The organism is Acinetobacter sp. YH12249, assembly GCF_013417475.1.
In the GTDB taxonomy this organism is placed as follows: Bacteria; Pseudomonadota; Gammaproteobacteria; order Pseudomonadales; family Moraxellaceae; genus Acinetobacter.
Window position 1 is genome coordinate 130,641 of sequence record NZ_VPDX01000007.1, and the last position, 17,272, is coordinate 147,912.

The following is a 17,272-nucleotide window of genomic DNA, read 5'->3' on the forward strand; positions in this document are numbered from 1 at the left end:
GGCGTTTTTTGTTTATACTATTCCATCTTAGTGATTATCAAATTAGAGCAGCGCTTTATGTCATCTGGTTTTGAAACCTTAAATTTACATCCCCAACTGAAAAAGGCAATTGATGCTTTAGGCTTTACTTCCATGACGCCGATTCAGCAGAAGGTTTTAAAATTCACCTTGGCAGGACATGATGCTATTGGTCGTGCACAAACGGGTACGGGTAAAACAGCCGCATTCCTGATTAGCGTGATTAATGACTTGCTGAATAATCCGGTAAAAGAACAGCGTTATCGTGGTGAACCGCGTGCACTGATTCTGGCACCAACACGTGAACTTGCCCTGCAAATCGAAAGCGACGCGCATGAGCTGACCAAGTTTACTGACCTGAGTGTCGTAACACTTCTAGGTGGTGTAGATTTTGACAAGCAGAAAGCTCAATTGGATAAAGCGCCAGTGGATATCATGGTTGCTACTCCAGGGCGTCTGATTGATTTTGTCGAGCAAAAAGAAGTCTGGCTAGACCAGATTGAATTCCTGGTGATTGATGAAGCTGACCGTCTACTGGATATGGGTTTTATTCCATCAGTAAAACGTATTGTGCGTTTCTCGCCACGCAAAGAGCAGCGTCAGACGCTGATGTTCTCTGCAACTTTTAGCTATGATGTCTTGAATCTGGCACAGCAATGGTTATTTGAACCGGTCACTGTCGAAATTGAGCCAGAGAAAAAAACCAATGCCGACGTAGAACAGCGTGTGTATATGGTGGCGAAAGCAGACAAATATAAGTTGCTGCAAGACATTCTGCGTGATGAGCCGATTGAAAAGGTCATGATTTTCGCTAACCGTCGTGATCAAGTACGTAAGCTATATGATCATTTAAAACGTGATGGTTATAAGGTGGTAATGCTGTCAGGTGAAATTGCCCAAGACAAACGCTTAAAAATGTTAGACCAGTTCAAAAATGGTAAACATAACATCATGATTGCGACAGACGTTGCCGGTCGTGGTATTCATGTGGATGGCGTATCTCATGTGATTAACTTCACTTTACCTGAACAGTCCGATGATTACGTACACCGTATTGGTCGTACTGGTCGTGCGGGAACGCGTGGTGTAAGTATCAGTTTCCTGGCGGAAGATGATGCGTTCTATTTGCCAGAGATTGAAAAAGCGATTGGACAGAAATTACCGCTGACCCGTTTAGAAGGCTATTGCTAATCTAAACTGCAAAAAAACCGCTCTTCAAGAGCGGTTTTTTATTACTGCACATGTTGAAGCTTATTTTGCTTCACAGCGGAACGTTAAAACAGTCTGATAATCATCATTCTGGTTCAATCTGGTGTTGGTGCCGGCAATATTGCCTAATACAGTCGCAGCAGCCTGAATCATTTGTCCGGTCTGTTCATCGACTACACCTTTTAGTGCACCATCATAAGAAGTTTTTTCATCCAGAATAATCGCAGTTGCTTTGGAGCCACAGGTTTTGCTGGCGGCATTCACTGCATTATTTTTAGAGGTTAACTGGTTTTTACCTAATCCTGTTACTTCAAACTGATTATTTTCCTTTTGAACCGCCACTGAAGTCGGGTTAGATGCACAGGCAGTTAAAAGTAGAGCTGAAGCTGCTAATCCGCTGATCGCAATTGTTTTTTTCATCATAAAATCTCGCTTGAAAACAGAACTGGGAATATTGAAACACAGTAAAAAGCACAGAATTAGGAGCTGTTGTATAAGTTTGGCAATTTTTGATGTTGCTCTATGAGAGAAAAGTGAATGAAAGAGACCTTTTATTGATTCCATAGAAAATATTGTAATCTTCCTTAAATATTTTCAAGGTAGAGGTATTTGCAAGTTTCTAGAGTATTACTAGTGGAATATGCTAATCTTGACCGTAGTTTTTAAGTTATAGATCTATAAAGCAATGACGGAATCTGTGGTCGACATCGTTCATCAAAATATTCACCAACGTCAATCAATAGGACATTTGCTGGCACCTGCGCCGAATGTAGAACAGTTAGAAATGGCATTTAAAGCTGCTTTGACAGCACCGGATCATCACCGGTTAAAACCTACCACTTTTGTGATCATCCCGGATGCGCAACGTGAAGCATTTGGTGAACTGTTATCGCAAGCACTGATAGATCTGGGTCAAACTGAATCAGCTCAGATTGAACGGGTCAAGAATCATCCTTTTCGTGCACCTTTGCTGGTACTGGCATTAACCCGTTTGCAGGATCATCCGAAAGTGCCACATTTTGAGCAGATTTTGAGTTCAGGTGCCGCTATTCAAAACTTCTTGCTGTCTTTGCAGGCTCAAGGTTTTTCAACTATGTGGCGTAGTGGCGCAGTAGTAGAATCAAAATTTTTCAAGCAGTCGCTCGGCATTGGTAAGGATGATCTGGTTTCTGGCATTATCTATATCGGTACGGCGGCAAAAGCGATTGCACCACGTGCTGAAATCCAGACCCAGAATTATGTAAGTTATTGGAATCAAAACTAAGGCATTTCAAGACACAGGATATTAGAAAACAAGATGTCAGAATTAAATTTTACCGATTTGATTGAACCGGTAGTGGTCAACCAGAATACGGCTTTAAGAATTACAGTTTTAGGCGGTGGTAGTTTTGGTACTGCAATGGCCAATACCGCGGTTCGAAATGGCTGCGATACCATGATCTGGATTCGTGATCCGGAAGTAGCTGAAGATATTAATGCAACACATATCAATAAACGCTATCTACCGGATTTTAAGCTGGAAGAAAATCTGCTTGCTGTGTCCGATCTGGAGAAGGCTGTTCGTGATCGCGATATTATTCTAGTCGCGATTCCAAGCCATTCTTTCCGTGATGTGTTGCAGCAGATCAAGCCCTTTATAACCTCTCAAGCGGTGATTTCCCTGACAAAAGGGATCGAAGCCAATACCTTCAGCTTTATGAGTGACATCATTCGTGAAGAACTACCGGAAGTGCCTTATGGTGTGCTGTCTGGTCCAAACCTGGCCAAAGAAATTGTCGCAGGTCAGCCGGCAGGTACGGTGATTGCCAGTGAATCTGAACTGGTACGTTATGCAGTGCAACAGGCACTCCATAGTGCATTATTTCGTGTCTTTGCCAGTGATGATGTGCATGGCGTAGAACTGGGTGGCGCATTGAAAAATATTTATGCGGTCGCGATGGGAATGGCGGCTGCCTATAATGTCGGTGAAAATACCAAAAGTATGATTCTAACTCGTGCGCTAGCTGAAATGAGCCGATTTGCAGTCAAGCTGGGTGCAAATCCGCTAACTTTCTTGGGGCTTTCTGGTGTAGGTGATCTATTTGCCACTTGTAACAGTCCGCTGAGTCGTAACTATCAGGTTGGTTATGCATTAGGTAAGGGTAAAACCTTAGAGCAGGCGACGACTGAACTGGGTCAAACTGCGGAAGGGATCAACACCATTGTGCAGGTAAAAGCACGTTCAGAAGAGCTGGATGTTTATATGCCGATTACAACTGCCTTGTATGAAGTGATCTTTGAAGGAGCGCCGCCGCTGACGATCGCTTTATCTTTGATGAAAAATGGTCATCGCAGTGATGTGGAATTTGTCTTGCCACATCATCAAGTCTGATCTATAAAACAGGAAGAGCGATGATTATAATGCTGACTGATGACCGTAGCGACAAAATAAATAGGGAATAAGATGCAACTGACTTTAGTGCGACATGGCGAAGCCGCGCCACCAGTGAGTGGGAATGATAGCAAACGTCCCCTAACGGAACGCGGGCATCAACAGGCGGAACAGACAGCGCAGTATTTAAAGGACATCATTAAACCGGAAGTGTTTGTGGTCAGTCCTTTATTGCGTGCGCAGGAAACTCTGGCGCATTTACAGCACTATTTTAAAGATGTACCCGTGGTGATCTGTAATACCATCAAGCCTGATGATGATGCCAAAGTTGCAGTTGAATGGTTGTCACAACTGCCGTATGAGTCCATTGCGGTGGTTTGTCATATGAATGTTGTGGCGCATATTGCCTCCATTCTCGTGACTGAGTCTTTTCATCCATTTCATTTATCAGAAGCACGTATTTATGATCAGGCCGTGATTGCACCAGGCTTATCAACACAAGTTAAAAGCTTTATTCCAACAGTATAAAAACCAATTAAAACGGTAGAACACAATCGATGTTGTATTTATGGATGCCGGAAGCCAATGGGGTTTGGCAATGGTCAAAGGGGGAGTTCTGGAACACTGCTGCAACACTTGAGCAGCTGATTCAGGATATTCAGGCTTATCATGGTGTAGAGGCGACGGTCTTTTTTCCAAGTCGTCATGTGCAAATTTTGCAGCAGACTTTGCCAAAGAGCCAATATAAAAAAATGGGCAATGATGGCATTAAATATCTGTTAGAAGAATATGTAGTACTGCCTGTCGATACCATGAAAGTGCTGCATCATTTTCAGCAGCCTGACCAGATCAGTATTCTGGGGATTGCAAATTCTACAGTTGAAACTTTGCAGCATGCCCTGAATTTGATTCCTGTTAAACTCGCTGCGTTATTGCCAGACTTTCTGGTTTTGCCAGTGCCTGAACATGCGCAGCAGCGCGTTATTGCACAAATTGGTGGGCATTTGCTGGTACGTGAAGCTGAATATATCGGCCAGTCAGTGGATGATCTGAGCCTTTATCTGGATTTTCAGTCTAAAGATCTGGAATATCAGGTCAGCAATCTCAGCTCTGAACAAATGAGCAGTTTAGAAGCGGTAGCAACACGTGAACAATTAAACTCGTTCCAATATACGTTGCCAATGCTAAAAAAACCGAAACAGCATCCATTTAATATCCTGCCAAAGGGTAAATCGGATAATACTGTTTCCGGTTACTGGAAAGCCTGTGCGGCGGTTTTTCTTGGGATTTTAGTACTACAGTTTACTTATGATGCGGTGCGCTGGTATCAATATAAAAAAGTCGCCAATACCACTGCGATGCAGGCGATTGACCAGTTTAAATATTGGTTCGGACAAAATTATCCGGTCACTGAGCAGAATATTAAAAGTCAGTTTGAAGCCCAGCTTCGTCAAAGTCAGACTGCGGATACTCAGGCTTTGCAGCTCATTAGCCGAGTCGGGCCGGTGTTGATGCAAAACCAGATTGTGGCACAGCGTGTCAATTATGATCCGTCTGGATTGAGTCTGCAGTTACAGTCCAATTCATCTGAAAGTTTAAATACTTTGACCAAGCAACTGGGGCAGCAGGGCTTTAAAGTAGAATTGGGGAATATACAGGCGAATGGAACAGGCGCCGTAGGACTGGTGAAAATACAATAATGAAAGCTATTGAAACCTTACAGAACCGCATGGATCTGCAAATTGAAAAACTGACCGATTATCTGGATCGTTTGTCAGCACGTGAACGCATTCTGGTAATCTTTACCACAATCTTTGTGCTGGTGACCGCTGTTGCGAGTGCACTCTGGGCAATGCATCAGGCAGCAGATACCCAGCAGAAACGTTTAAATGATCTAAAAGATACGCTGGTCTGGATGCAAAGCAATGCTGTTACTATGAAGCCGGCAGGAGACTTGCAATTAGATGCAGCAGAAAAAGTGCAGCGTATTGCTCAGCAACAAGGGCTGTCGGTCGCATCACAGCAAATGGATGGAAAAATTCAGTTGATGCTGTCTCATGAAAATTATTCTGTGCTGGCCAACTTCCTGACACAGTTGGCACAAATGGGGCTAAGTATCGAGAAAATGGAACTAAATAATGAAGCAGGGCAGATTAAATTAACAGCGACTGTGCAATAACTGGTAAAAATAAAGATTTGCAAAGCATGGTTTTTTTGTCAGCCTATGCCTATAATATGCCGACTTAAAAAGCAGTAGACTTTTCTAGATATGTTGTATTCTCTAGCCCGCCCTTTGTTGTTTTCTTTAGCACCAGAGCGTGCACATGAGCTGACACTATCACTATTAAAATCATCCCATAAAATGGGCATGATGCGTCAAAATGTTGCTGTGAAACCTGTGACCTGTATGGGAATCGAATTTCCTAATCCGGTCGGTCTTGCAGCAGGGTTAGATAAAAATGGTGCCTATATTGATGCCTTGGCCAGTCAAGGCTTTGGTTTTATTGAAATTGGTACCATTACTCCACGCCCGCAACCTGGTAATCCTCATCCACGTTTATTCCGTCTTCCGAAAGCCAAAGCGATTATTAACCGTATGGGTTTTAATAATGATGGTGTGGACAAACTGATTGAAAACGTTAAAGCTGCAAAATTTAAAGGTGTACTGGGAATCAATATCGGTAAAAACGCTGATACTCCGGTAGAAAAAGCAGTAGATGATTACCTTATTTGTTTAGAAAAAGTCTATAATTATGCTTCCTATATCACCGTTAATATTTCTTCTCCAAATACCAAGAACCTGCGCAGTTTACAAAGTGGCGATGCACTGACTGAATTGCTGGAAACGCTGAAGAATCGTCAGCTGGAACTGGCTCAGGAACATCAGCATTACGTTCCTCTGGTATTAAAAGTTGCACCGGATCTTGAAGCTGAAGATATTGCCTTTATTGCCAAGCAGTTATTGCAATACAAGATTGATGGTCTGATCGTGACCAATACCACATTGTCACGTGAAGGTGTGGAAGGTCTGGAGCATGCAGAAGAAGCGGGCGGTTTATCAGGCGCGCCAGTCTTTGAGAAAAGCACGGCATGTCTGGCTGCATTTGCAGAGGAATTAAAGGGACAAATTCCATTGATTGGTGTGGGTGGTATTCTTTCAGGTGCGGATGCGCTGGCCAAGAAAAAAGCTGGTGCAAGCCTTGTACAAGTCTATAGTGGCCTCATATATACTGGGCCGGAACTGGTTAAAGACTGTGTAGCCGCGCTTTAAATCCTATGAATGCCATTGATATCTTTCTACTGATTATCTTGCTCATTGGAGGGCTCAACGGTTTGCGCCAAGGATTTATTAAAGCCTTTGCGAACTTAGTGGGATGGATTTTTGCCTTGATTATTGCGGCGAAATATTCAACACTACTTGCGCCCTCAATGGTTGCTCTCAGTACAGATCCAGTGGTACAGAAGATTGCAGCCTTTGCCTTTATCGTTCTGATGATTGTGGTACTCACCTGGATTGTCACCTTTCTGCTCAACCGCATTTTAAAAACCCTGAAACTTGGTCCGCTGAATCGTCTTGCGGGGGGTGTTTTCGGCAGCCTGAAAGGTTTGCTGATTGTCCTGATTACCATGCAGGGGATTGGCCCTTGGGTGGAAAGTTCGCCGCACTGGAAGCAGTCCAAATTTATACAGGTCTTATTGCCATATGCGCCTTGGGCAACAGAGCTCTCCAAAGAAGCCGCAAATGGCGCCCTGCAACATATCAAGTCTGAAGGGGCACAGAAACCTTCAGATTCCTCATCTGAACCGGCATCCAAGGCCAAGAGTTCAGATGCGTCAACGAATAATCCTTTTTATTAATCCTAGCTTGTCTGCGAGGTTGCTATGTGTGGAGTAGTTGGTATAGCTGGTAAATCACCTGTTAACCAAATGTTGTTTGATGCATTAACGATGTTACAACATCGTGGACAAGATGCAGCTGGGATTGTGACTTGTCAGGAAGGCCGCCTGTTCCTGCGTAAAGATGTCGGTATGGTCCGTGATGTATTCCATACCCGTCATATGCGTGCTTTACAGGGTAATTATGGTATTGGTCATGTGCGTTACCCAACGGCGGGTACTTCAAGCAGTGCCGAAGCGCAACCATTCTACGTAAACTCACCTTATGGGATTACGCTGGCGCATAACGGTAACCTGACCAATGCTGAAGAAATTCATGATGACCTGTTTAAAACTGATCTGCGTCACATGAATACTGATTCAGATTCAGAAGTGCTACTAAACGTACTGGCGCACGAATTACAAAAACGTGGCAAGCTGGTACCTACCTCTGAAGATATTTTTCAGGCTGTAACGCGTGTACATGAGCGTTGTAAAGGTGGATATGCCGTTGTTGCGATGATTACTGGTCAAGGTCTGGTAGGCTTCCGTGATCCAAACGGTATCCGTCCATTAATTTATGGTTCGCGCGAAACAGAAAATGGTATGGAATATATCATTGCTTCTGAATCTGTAGCGATTACGGCACTAGGCTTCAAAGTTGAACGCGATATCGAACCGGGTGAAGCGGTTTTCATTGATTCTGACGGTAATTTCTTTACCCAGCAATGTGCAGCGAATCCAGAATATCGTCCATGTATTTTTGAATATGTGTACTTTGCTCGTCCAGATGCAACTATTGATGGGATCTCTGTGTATAAAGCCCGTTTGAAAATGGGTGAGAAACTGGCACAAAAAATCCTGCGCGAGTGGGGCGATGAGCATGACATCGATGTGGTGATTCCAATTCCGGATACTTCGCGTACTTCGGCATTAGAATTAGCCAATATGCTAGGCGTGAAATTCCGTGAAGGTTTCATGAAAAACCGTTATATCGGTCGTACCTTCATTATGCCAGGTCAGCAACTGCGGAAAAAATCAGTACGTCAAAAACTGAACCCGGTTGAGCTCGAGTTCCAGGGCAAAAACGTTCTACTAGTCGATGACTCGATTGTGCGTGGTACGACTTGTAATGAAATTATTCAGATGGCACGTGATGCGGGTGCGAAAAAAGTATTCTTCGCTTCTGCGGCACCTATGGTGAAATATCCAAACGTATACGGTATTGATATGCCGGCGAAATCTGAACTGATCGCTTCTGAACGCAGTGTAGAAGAAATCCGTGAAATCATTGGTGCTGACCGTCTGATTTTCCAAGATCTGGAAGACCTGAAAGATGCAGTACGTACCAAAAAAGTTCCTCATTTGCGTGAATTTGACTGTTCTGTATTTGATGGTGTGTATGTCGCAGGTGGAATCAATGCTGAATACCTCGATCAATTAGAGCAAAAACGCAGTGATGGCGCCAAAAAAGGCGACAATTTTATTGATGTGAATATTGATGCAGCATCAGTTGACCTGACCGGTGTACGCGAAGTCTAAGCAATTAAAATCATGATGAAAAAGCGGGAATTTCCCGCTTTTTTGTTTTATGATGAGCCCAAGGAAAGACCAGATCAGTTAGGGTGGTAGATTGAAAAGCGTAGGATATGCTTTGGTCAAAAACAAGAATATGCTATTGCTAGCCAGCTTTTGTCTGATTGCGATACTATTAACAGTTCTGATTATCAATACAGTGGTTGGCCTGTTTGTTTTCTATGCTGATCCTGGCCAGTCGATATGGTGGCATGTCCTTAGTCCTTATCTGGTAGCACTGGTTTTGTTCTTGATGATTATTTCGGTCATCTATGAATTTTATACGTTTCGTGCCGGCGGCTATTCTTTAGCCCAGCAAATGGGCGCGCGTCGACTGAACCAAATGGAAAGTATTCCGGAAGAAAGTGCTGCACTACGGATCAATACTCAACTGGCAGATACGTTCCTGATTGAACCGCCAGCTATGTATGTCCTGCCGAATGAAGTGGGGGTCAATGCATTAACAGCGGGTTTTAGTCCACGTGATACTGCTATTATTCTGACTTGGGGTGCATTACAAACTCTTGATGAAATTGAACTTTATGGCTTGCTCAGTCATGAATTTAACAAGATTCTATCTGGTGAAACAGCTGAAAATACCCGCCTGAAAATTCTATATAGCAGTCTGACCACTTTTAGCCAGTGGGGCAGTAAGATTGCGAAGTTGGGGTTTTATCGAAATGATGTACCTCGCGAAAACAAGTTTGAAACCTTCTATGTCTCAATCGGAGCAGTCATCTGGTTGATTGGCAGCTTGGGTATTTTGATTACACGTTTTATTAAATATATTTCATTGGGCGGACGTACCTATAAAAATGACCAGAAAACCCGACGCCTGATTCAGAATGATGCCAATATTCAGACTTTATTGCGCATTCATGTGCATCATTCAGGATCACAGATCTATAGTGAATATGCCGAATCCATTTCGCATATGTGTTTTGCCAATTCTTTAAGTCCACAGAACTGGCTGAATATTCATCCAAATATTAATCAGCGTATTTATGAATTAAATCCTGCCTTGATTCAAGATCTGCAGCTTGAAAATCTGAAGAAATTAAAAAATCAGCCTTTGTTTAGTCTGTTTCGCTCACTGGAAGATGTTGTACCTGAAAGCACAGCAGTCTGGGAATCCCCACAGCCTTTACCTTTATTGCGTTTGTCCCCAATTAGCTTCGCCATTAAAGATGCCATCAAGCCATTGAATCCTGAACTACGTGCCAATATGCCGCGTCCGGAACTGATTGAGCGTGCTTTGCAAACTTCGACCGGTTCACGTGAGGTGATGGTCGCGATTCTGATGATCCGGCAATATCGTGAGTTTATTCCAACCGAGGCAGAAGTCAGTCGTGCGATTATTGATTCATTATTAAATCTGGATGGACGGGTACATATCTCGATTTTCCAGCAAGCCTGTAAAAATATTGGTGGAATGCCAACCACGGTGGCACGGCAGTTTTTAATGAAGCTGGCAAGGATTATTCAGGAAGATGGTGAAATCGGTTTGCTGGATGCCTTATTGCTAGAGCGGGTGAAGTATGAACTGAATTTGCTGCCGATGCATACGCCAACGTCTTTAGATGAGGTCAAACCACAGATTGTACGTCTGATTGATGCCTTGCTGCATGTGCAGCAGATTAATAGCGATAATCAGCTGGAGGTTCGGGAAAAGATTTTAAATCGTATTCTTAGCCCGCGAGAACTTGAGCTGTATAGTGAAATCTCAGATGAGCCGATTGATTTGGCCGAGATTTTAAATGATATTGCCGGATTGTTATTACGTGATCGTTTGAGCATGTTAGGAATTGCAGAAGTTTGCCTGTGGAGCGACCGGATCATGACTCAGGATGAGCTGGATGTGATGGAGCTTTTGTACTGGCGCTTGGGCTTTGAATCCAATGAAATTACCTCGCAAATGCTTAAGAAAAACAGCTTGATGATTATCTAGTATTTTTTAAATTAATAAGATGTATTTAAGTCCAGTCTTTCAAGAACTGATCTATAAACAAACTTGCAGTAGAAAAAAGTAATCTTATAAATTGATTTCTATTCTGAGTTAAAATGACTCAAGATAGAGAGTGAAAAGCTGGAAATAGTTCGGCAAAGAAAAGCGAATCCCGTTAAAATGTTCGACCTGAAATAGGTGATGAAGAAAAGATGATTGGGCATCAGCGTGACATACTGGCAACATTAGGAATCGATATCTGGATTCCCAAGGGCGACGTATGTCAGCAGCATCAGGTTTCGATCTGGCGTGATCAGGTTCCAGCAGAATTGCATAGCGAAATCATCCTGCCACAACCGACTCAGATTGCTCCGGTAGCAAAAGCTCCTTTAATTGCGCCTGAGCCTGTTACAGTTGAAGCAAAAGCTGAAGTTAAAAGTAAAGTACCAGTAATGGTTGCACCAATTCAGGAACAGCGGGAAATTCTTCATATTTCGCCATTCAACTTGCAGGCTTTAAGCTTGGAACATTGCACGATTGTCATCGATGCCACAGAAATGACCGAGCAAACCCAGCTTTTATGGACCAACATCCAGCGTGTTCTGCAAAGTGAATTTTATGAACTGAACTGGCCCTTTCCTTGGGTGAATCTGCAAGATGGTCGGGGTGTCGAATCTTATATTCAGGGTTTTCTGGACATGATGAGCCTGGAAAAAAATATCATTTCCCTTGGCTCTATTCCGCATGTGACACATAATAAAATGATTCAACTGGCATCTTTACAGGAAATGCTGGATCAGCCCATACTTAAAAAACGCTTATGGCAGTTTATGCAAAACAGGCCAGAGAACTCAGAATAATATTGATGTGGAATAGGGACATATGAAACAAAAAGTGATTGTATTTAGCCAGATCGATCAGGATGTCCAGAAAAAACTCGAACAAAATTTTAATGTAGTAACTTTACAGCCGAAACTGGGCAATGTACATGAACAGTTGCTGGAACATGTGCGCGATGCCGATGGCATGATTGGGGCAGGCCGACTGCTCAATCGCGATAATCTGGCACCAGCAACCCGACTTAAAATCATTTCTAGTGTCAGTGTAGGGTATGACAACTATGAAGTTGATTATCTGAATGAAAAAAATATCTATCTGACCAATACTCCACATGTCTTGACTGAAACCACGGCAGATCTGGGATTTACGCTGTTAATGGCAGCTGCACGCAAAGTGGCTTATCTGGATCACTGGACCAAACAGGGACAATGGCACCGCACGACACGTGAAGCACAGTTTGGTATGGATATTTTCGGAAAAACGCTGGGGATAATCGGGCTAGGACATATTGGGGCAGCAGTTGCACGCCGTGGATTTTACGGTTTCAATATGAATATCTTGTACCATAATCGCCATGAAAAACCGGAATTGGCTCAAGGCCTCAGTGCACAGTATTGCTCTCTGAATGAGCTTTTGCAGCGTTCAGATTTCGTGGTGGTTACCGTGGATTTAAATGCTGAATCAAAAGCTCTGATTGGAGCCGAACAACTGGCACAAATGCAGCCACATGCGGTGCTGGTGAATATCTCCCGTGGGCCTGTGATTGATGAGCAGGCTTTGATCGAAGCTTTAAAAGCCAACCAAATCTTTGCTGCAGGTCTGGATGTTTATGAGAAAGAGCCTTTAAAAGAATCAGAATTATTTGAACTGGATAATGTCATTACCTTGCCCCATGTCGGTTCGGCCACAGTGGCGACACGTCGAAAAATGGCTGAGCTGGCTTATCAGAATCTGGTTGATGTACTTGAAGGGCGGGTGCCACGCTATGTGGTGAATCCTCAAGTGATTGGTTCATCTAAGTAATATTAAATAACATTTTCCTGCATCAATGCTCATTTTTCGATGCTATATTCGAGACAGGTTGAAACTGAATTTTAGAGATTTTTCATTGAAACGTTTGGTATTGGCGTGCGGGTTAGGTCTGTGTGCAACGGCAGGACATAGTGATAATAATTATTTTAATCAGCCTGCTGCACAATTTTCTGTACCGGATATTGGTGCGGGCGTCGGATTGATCGATCAGCAAAAAGAACAAATGATCGGCGAAAAGGTCTATCGTCAAGTCCAGAAACAAATGCCTGTGATTCAGAATCCATGGCTTGAAGATCAGTTGCTTTCCGTATTTTCCCACATTCTCAGTCAGACCAAATTACAGCAACCGATTGGTTTAATGCTAATCAATGATCCGCAAATTAATGCTTTTGCAGTACCCGGTGGGTTATTTGCCCTAAATGCGGGTTTGATTAATTCTGCTCGAAATACGGATGAAGTGGCAGGGGTGATGGCACATGAAATTGCACATGTTACACAACGTCATTACAGTCGTTCGCAAGAAACCTTTAAAGGACAAGGGTTATTAGCCTTAGCAGGGATTCTGGTGGGGGCATTAGTCGCTTCACAGGCAGATGGTGATGCAGGTGCAGCAGTGATGATGGGTTCTCAAGCAGCACTACTGGATCAGCAATTGACTTATAGCCGTAATCAGGAACGTGAGGCGGACCGGATCGGGATGCAATATATGTATGCTGCCGGCTATAGTCCGCACAGTATGGCGGATTTCTTTGAAGTGATGCATCGTTCCACTAGCCGTTTAAGCTTTATGCCAGATTTCTGGCTGACGCATCCTTTAACTACTGAGCGTATGAGTGAAGCGCGTTTGCGCGCCAATCAGTTGCCTGCGGTTAAGCGTAATTTAAATGATCAGGATTTTGAAATCATTAAATGGTATACGCGGGTGCTATCACGTCAGACCACTGAACAACAGCTCAACTTAATGGTGCAACGTAATGATTTTCCTGGCCAGCTGGCTTTAACGGCTTATCAGCTTCAGCAGGGAGACTTTCAGGCGGCACAAGTCGCACTGGATCAAGCCAAAAAGCACAATAACATGCATCCTTTGCAGGTGTTATTTCAAACTGATATTTATCTGGGACAAAATCAGCTGGATAATGCGCTAAAAAGCATTAGTTCAGCCGCACGGATCATGCCGGAAAACCGTGCTTTAAATTATAAATATGCTGAAACCCTGATTCGTGCTAAACAGCCTGATCAGGCCAGAACGATTGTGCAGCGCTTTTTAAATAGCAATACCCGTGATGTTAGTGGCTGGAGATTAATGCAACTGGCAGCGAATGCAGCACCTGATTCATCGATAAAAGCCGCGAATGTCTTGCGTTATCGGGCTGAAGTGGAGTACTGGTCAGGCTATGAAGAAACTGCGATTAAGTCCTTAATACATGCTCAACGCATCAGCAAAGGCAATCAGTCTCTGTCAGCAACCATAGGTCAACGTTTAAAACAGATGCAGCAAACGCGACAGTTTAAAATTTAAGTCTATTTTTCTAATAATTTTTAGTTTCAGTAGATATAGCCGAAGTTCACTAAATCACGCTACAATCCGGGCAAAGCTAAGTTGTTTATTTCAATTATTTTATGAAAAAAATATTATTGGGTTTATTGATATTGGGGTGTGGCGGAAATGTATTGGCGGCTAGTGCGGCAGAATACGTGCAGTCCGTTGAACAGATTAATACTGATTATCAAAAAGAATCACGCCAGTTTTTAAAAGGTTTAAATCCACAGCAGCAGGGTTTTAGTGCATCGCAGAATCAGCAGTTTTGCGCGATTGTACAGCGCTATGTGGATCGTTTATATAAAGCGGCAGACCAGAACCGGGCTTATCTGGATCGTCAGTATCAAAATGTAGGCAAGCAGGATGTCATACTGCAGGTAAAATCTTCAAAAGAGATGCAGTTGCTGAAACGTTATAATGTGGATTGTAATTTACAGTAAGAATAAATAAGAAAATGCTGAGAACTGTCCGGAATGGAGGCAGTTCAACGCAGATTTAGATTTGAAATATAATGGGGGAATTAAGCAAGTTTTGCTTTAATTTTTGCTGAAACTTGTGCAGGATCGGCGCGCCCGGCTATGAGCGGACGCAGAGAATTCATCACCTTACCCATATCTTTCATGCTAGTAGCTTGTTGCGCTTCAATTATTTGCGCAATCAGGGAATCAAGTTCTTCCTCAGTCATAGCTTCTGGTAGAAATTGAGAGAGAACCTCAACTTCGGCTTGTTCCTTACTAGCTAAATCATCTCGACCAGCGCCTTCAAAGGCTTTGATCGATTCTTTACGTTGTTTAATTTGCTTTTCAATGACCGCAAGAACTTGAGCATCGTCAAGTTCTTTACGCTCATCGACTTCGATTTGCTTAATTGCTGCTTGCAGACTACGAATGACCGTCAACTTTGACATATCTTTGGCACGCATGGTGGCTTTCAATACGTCAGTAATCTGGTTTTTTAAAGTAGTCATTATTTATTCCAAGCAGTCAATCACAAATTAATCTTAGTAAAGGCGAGTAGTACGTACTGATTCACGCGCCAATTTCTTTTGGTAGCGTTTAACCGCAGCAGCTTTTTTACGTTTACGTTCTTGAGTTGGTTTTTCGTAGAATTCACGTTTACGAACGTCAGCAAGAACACCCGCTTTTTCGCATGAACGTTTGAAACGACGGATAGCTACGTCTACTGGTTCGCCTTCTTTCAATTTAACTTGTGGCATGAAGAATCCTCATTAAGTTATGGATAAGATCAGGGCCGAATTGCCCTCGATCACAAGTGAAGGTCAGTATTTTACTCATTTACATCTCATATCACAAGTCTATAATAGTTGCTGCAATAGATTTGATACAGGTTATAGGCAGTTTAATGATCGTTTTAGGCTTGGAAACGTCGTGTGATGAAACAGGACTTGCGCTGTATGACAGCGAGTTGGGTTTGCGCGGACAGGTGCTGTACAGCCAGATTAAACTGCATGCTGAATATGGCGGCGTCGTACCAGAACTGGCTTCGCGCGACCATGTGCGTAAACTCATTCCCTTACTGAATGAACTGCTTGAACAAAGTGGCATCAAAAAATCAGAAATTGATGCGGTGGCCTATACCCGTGGTCCGGGCCTGATGGGCGCGTTAATGACTGGCGCACTGTTTGGTCGGACTTTGGCCTTTGCCTTAAATAAACCGGCAATTGGTGTGCACCATATGGAAGGTCATATGCTGGCACCATTACTTTCTAAAACGCCACCGGAATTTCCATTTGTGGCATTACTGGTGTCTGGTGGTCACTCACAGCTCATGGCCGCTTATGGTATTGGACAATATGAATTACTCGGTGAATCGATTGATGATGCGGCGGGTGAAGCATTTGATAAAGTTGCGAAAATGATGGGTCTGCCATATCCGGGCGGCCCGAATATTTCCAGACTAGCTGAGCAGGGCGATCCGAACGCCTTTGCTTTCCCACGTCCAATGCTGCATCAAGGTTTGGAGTTTTCATTCAGTGGTTTAAAAACTGCAGTTTCTGTTCAAATGAAGAAACTCGGTGAAGAAAGACGTGATGCAGATATCGCTGCGAGCTTCCAGGAAGCCATTGTCGATACACTTGTTAAAAAATCAGTGAAGGCATTGAAACAGACTGGCTTAAAACGTCTGGTGATTGCTGGTGGTGTAAGTGCCAACAAGCGTTTACGTGAACGCCTGGAAGCAGACTTGGCGAAAATCAAAGCCACCGTGTACTATGCAGAACCTGCGCTGTGTACCGATAATGGTGCGATGATTGCCTTTGCGGGTTATCAACGTCTAAAAGCCGGACAGCAAGATGGTTTGGCTGTGACCACAACTCCACGTTGGCCAATGACAGAATTGACGAATCCGGCAGAAGCTTGATTTAAAGATTCAGGATGAAGAAAAGGGGCCTTAAGCCCACTGCTGTCCCATAGTTTGCTTTAAATAAAAAAACCTGAGTCCTAACAGTTAAAATATGAGTGCAAACAAACACTTTAACGACCAGGATTCAGGTTTTGTCACATCAGAATACCGTATTTCATGAGCTAATTAAACCTGTTGTGCGACAGGATTTTGAACAACTTGCTAAAGTACACCATGTTGGACAGAAATTTAGAGCGGCTTCCCGGTGGGATCAGTTTATTGCCATATTGATGTCTCAATTCTCTTGTAGGCAAAGTCTGAGAGATATTCAATCCAATTTGGAGTGCCAACAGGAAAAGCTAAGTCATCTCGGAGCAAAGTCTATTCCCCGAAGCACGCTGGCACGAATCAATGAGCAGCAGCCTGCTGCCTTGTATCAACAGCTATTTTACAAGTTGCTTAAATACTATGAACACTCAAAAGTCGCTCATAAATTTCGCTTTAA

At 43.3% G+C, this 17,272-nt stretch carries 19 protein-coding genes; 16 read left to right on the top strand and 3 right to left on the bottom strand.

What is annotated here, in order from left to right; all coding sequences use genetic code 11:
• Positions 1-57: 57 nt before the first annotated feature.
• Complete coding sequence (gene rhlB, locus FTV25_RS06280; RefSeq protein WP_004782458.1) at positions 58-1,209, top strand: ATP-dependent RNA helicase RhlB; 1,152 nt, start codon at positions 58-60, stop codon at positions 1,207-1,209.
• A gap of 60 nt (positions 1,210-1,269) precedes the next feature.
• On the opposite strand, the gene FTV25_RS06285 is transcribed toward rhlB, so the two are convergent.
• Positions 1,270-1,647, bottom strand: coding sequence for a hypothetical protein (locus FTV25_RS06285; protein WP_180003693.1), 378 nt, complete (start codon positions 1,645-1,647; stop codon positions 1,270-1,272).
• A gap of 265 nt (positions 1,648-1,912) precedes the next feature.
• On the opposite strand from FTV25_RS06285, the gene FTV25_RS06290 reads away from it, so the two are divergent.
• From FTV25_RS06290 to FTV25_RS06350, 13 genes are all read left to right on the top strand, one after another.
• The gene (locus FTV25_RS06290) at positions 1,913-2,491 is read left to right on the top strand and encodes a nitroreductase family protein (protein ID WP_180003685.1); all 579 of its coding nucleotides are present in this window, start codon (positions 1,913-1,915) and stop codon (positions 2,489-2,491) included.
• 33 nt (positions 2,492-2,524) lie between these two features.
• A complete protein-coding gene (locus tag FTV25_RS06295; protein WP_034704062.1) occupies positions 2,525-3,598 on the top strand; it encodes an NAD(P)H-dependent glycerol-3-phosphate dehydrogenase in 1,074 nt (357 codons plus the stop codon).
• A 72-nt stretch (positions 3,599-3,670) separates the two neighbouring features.
• Positions 3,671-4,126, top strand: coding sequence for a histidine phosphatase family protein (locus FTV25_RS06300; protein WP_159123892.1), 456 nt, complete (start codon positions 3,671-3,673; stop codon positions 4,124-4,126).
• A 29-nt stretch (positions 4,127-4,155) separates the two neighbouring features.
• Entirely contained in the window at positions 4,156-5,298 is a 1,143-nt protein-coding gene (gene gspL, locus FTV25_RS06305) for a type II secretion system protein GspL (protein WP_180003687.1), read from the top strand.
• Positions 5,298-5,777, top strand: a complete 480-nt coding sequence (gene gspM / locus FTV25_RS06310) for a type II secretion system protein GspM (RefSeq protein ID WP_004782448.1) — start codon at positions 5,298-5,300, stop codon at positions 5,775-5,777. Before gspL ends, gspM begins: the two co-directional genes overlap by 1 nt.
• A gap of 90 nt (positions 5,778-5,867) precedes the next feature.
• Complete coding sequence (locus FTV25_RS06315) at positions 5,868-6,869, top strand: quinone-dependent dihydroorotate dehydrogenase (protein WP_005235085.1); 1,002 nt, start codon at positions 5,868-5,870, stop codon at positions 6,867-6,869.
• A gap of 5 nt (positions 6,870-6,874) precedes the next feature.
• The gene (locus tag FTV25_RS06320; protein WP_005235088.1) at positions 6,875-7,456 is read left to right on the top strand and encodes a CvpA family protein; all 582 of its coding nucleotides are present in this window, start codon (positions 6,875-6,877) and stop codon (positions 7,454-7,456) included.
• A gap of 24 nt (positions 7,457-7,480) precedes the next feature.
• A complete protein-coding gene (purF, locus tag FTV25_RS06325) occupies positions 7,481-9,016 on the top strand; it encodes an amidophosphoribosyltransferase (protein ID WP_004782444.1) in 1,536 nt (511 codons plus the stop codon).
• 91 nt (positions 9,017-9,107) lie between these two features.
• The gene (locus tag FTV25_RS06330) at positions 9,108-10,997 is read left to right on the top strand and encodes a M48 family metalloprotease (protein WP_034169988.1); all 1,890 of its coding nucleotides are present in this window, start codon (positions 9,108-9,110) and stop codon (positions 10,995-10,997) included.
• A 209-nt stretch (positions 10,998-11,206) separates the two neighbouring features.
• The gene (locus FTV25_RS06335; protein WP_180003689.1) at positions 11,207-11,854 is read left to right on the top strand and encodes a hypothetical protein; all 648 of its coding nucleotides are present in this window, start codon (positions 11,207-11,209) and stop codon (positions 11,852-11,854) included.
• A 22-nt stretch (positions 11,855-11,876) separates the two neighbouring features.
• The gene (locus tag FTV25_RS06340; protein ID WP_004782439.1) at positions 11,877-12,857 is read left to right on the top strand and encodes a D-glycerate dehydrogenase; all 981 of its coding nucleotides are present in this window, start codon (positions 11,877-11,879) and stop codon (positions 12,855-12,857) included.
• 85 nt (positions 12,858-12,942) lie between these two features.
• Positions 12,943-14,385, top strand: coding sequence for a M48 family metalloprotease (locus tag FTV25_RS06345; protein WP_171521883.1), 1,443 nt, complete (start codon positions 12,943-12,945; stop codon positions 14,383-14,385).
• 101 nt (positions 14,386-14,486) lie between these two features.
• On the top strand, positions 14,487-14,846 hold the full coding sequence (locus tag FTV25_RS06350) for a hypothetical protein (protein ID WP_180003691.1): 360 nt from the start codon (positions 14,487-14,489) through the stop codon (positions 14,844-14,846).
• An 80-nt stretch (positions 14,847-14,926) separates the two neighbouring features.
• On the opposite strand, the gene FTV25_RS06355 is transcribed toward FTV25_RS06350, so the two are convergent.
• Together FTV25_RS06355 and rpsU are read right to left on the bottom strand one after the other, a co-directional pair.
• A complete protein-coding gene (locus tag FTV25_RS06355; protein WP_004782432.1) occupies positions 14,927-15,373 on the bottom strand; it encodes a GatB/YqeY domain-containing protein in 447 nt (148 codons plus the stop codon).
• Positions 15,374-15,406: 33 nt separating this feature from the next.
• Positions 15,407-15,622 (bottom strand): 30S ribosomal protein S21, encoded by a 216-nt coding sequence (gene rpsU, locus FTV25_RS06360; protein WP_001136722.1) that lies wholly within the window; start codon positions 15,620-15,622, stop codon positions 15,407-15,409.
• Between the two features lie 146 nt (positions 15,623-15,768).
• Between rpsU and tsaD the strand changes: the two genes are divergently transcribed.
• Both tsaD and FTV25_RS06370 read left to right on the top strand, forming a co-directional pair.
• Positions 15,769-16,785, top strand: a complete 1,017-nt coding sequence (tsaD, locus tag FTV25_RS06365; RefSeq protein ID WP_004782431.1) for a tRNA (adenosine(37)-N6)-threonylcarbamoyltransferase complex transferase subunit TsaD — start codon at positions 15,769-15,771, stop codon at positions 16,783-16,785.
• A 134-nt stretch (positions 16,786-16,919) separates the two neighbouring features.
• On the top strand, positions 16,920-17,272 hold a 353-nt coding region (locus tag FTV25_RS06370; RefSeq protein WP_180009795.1), incomplete at its 3' end, for a DUF4372 domain-containing protein.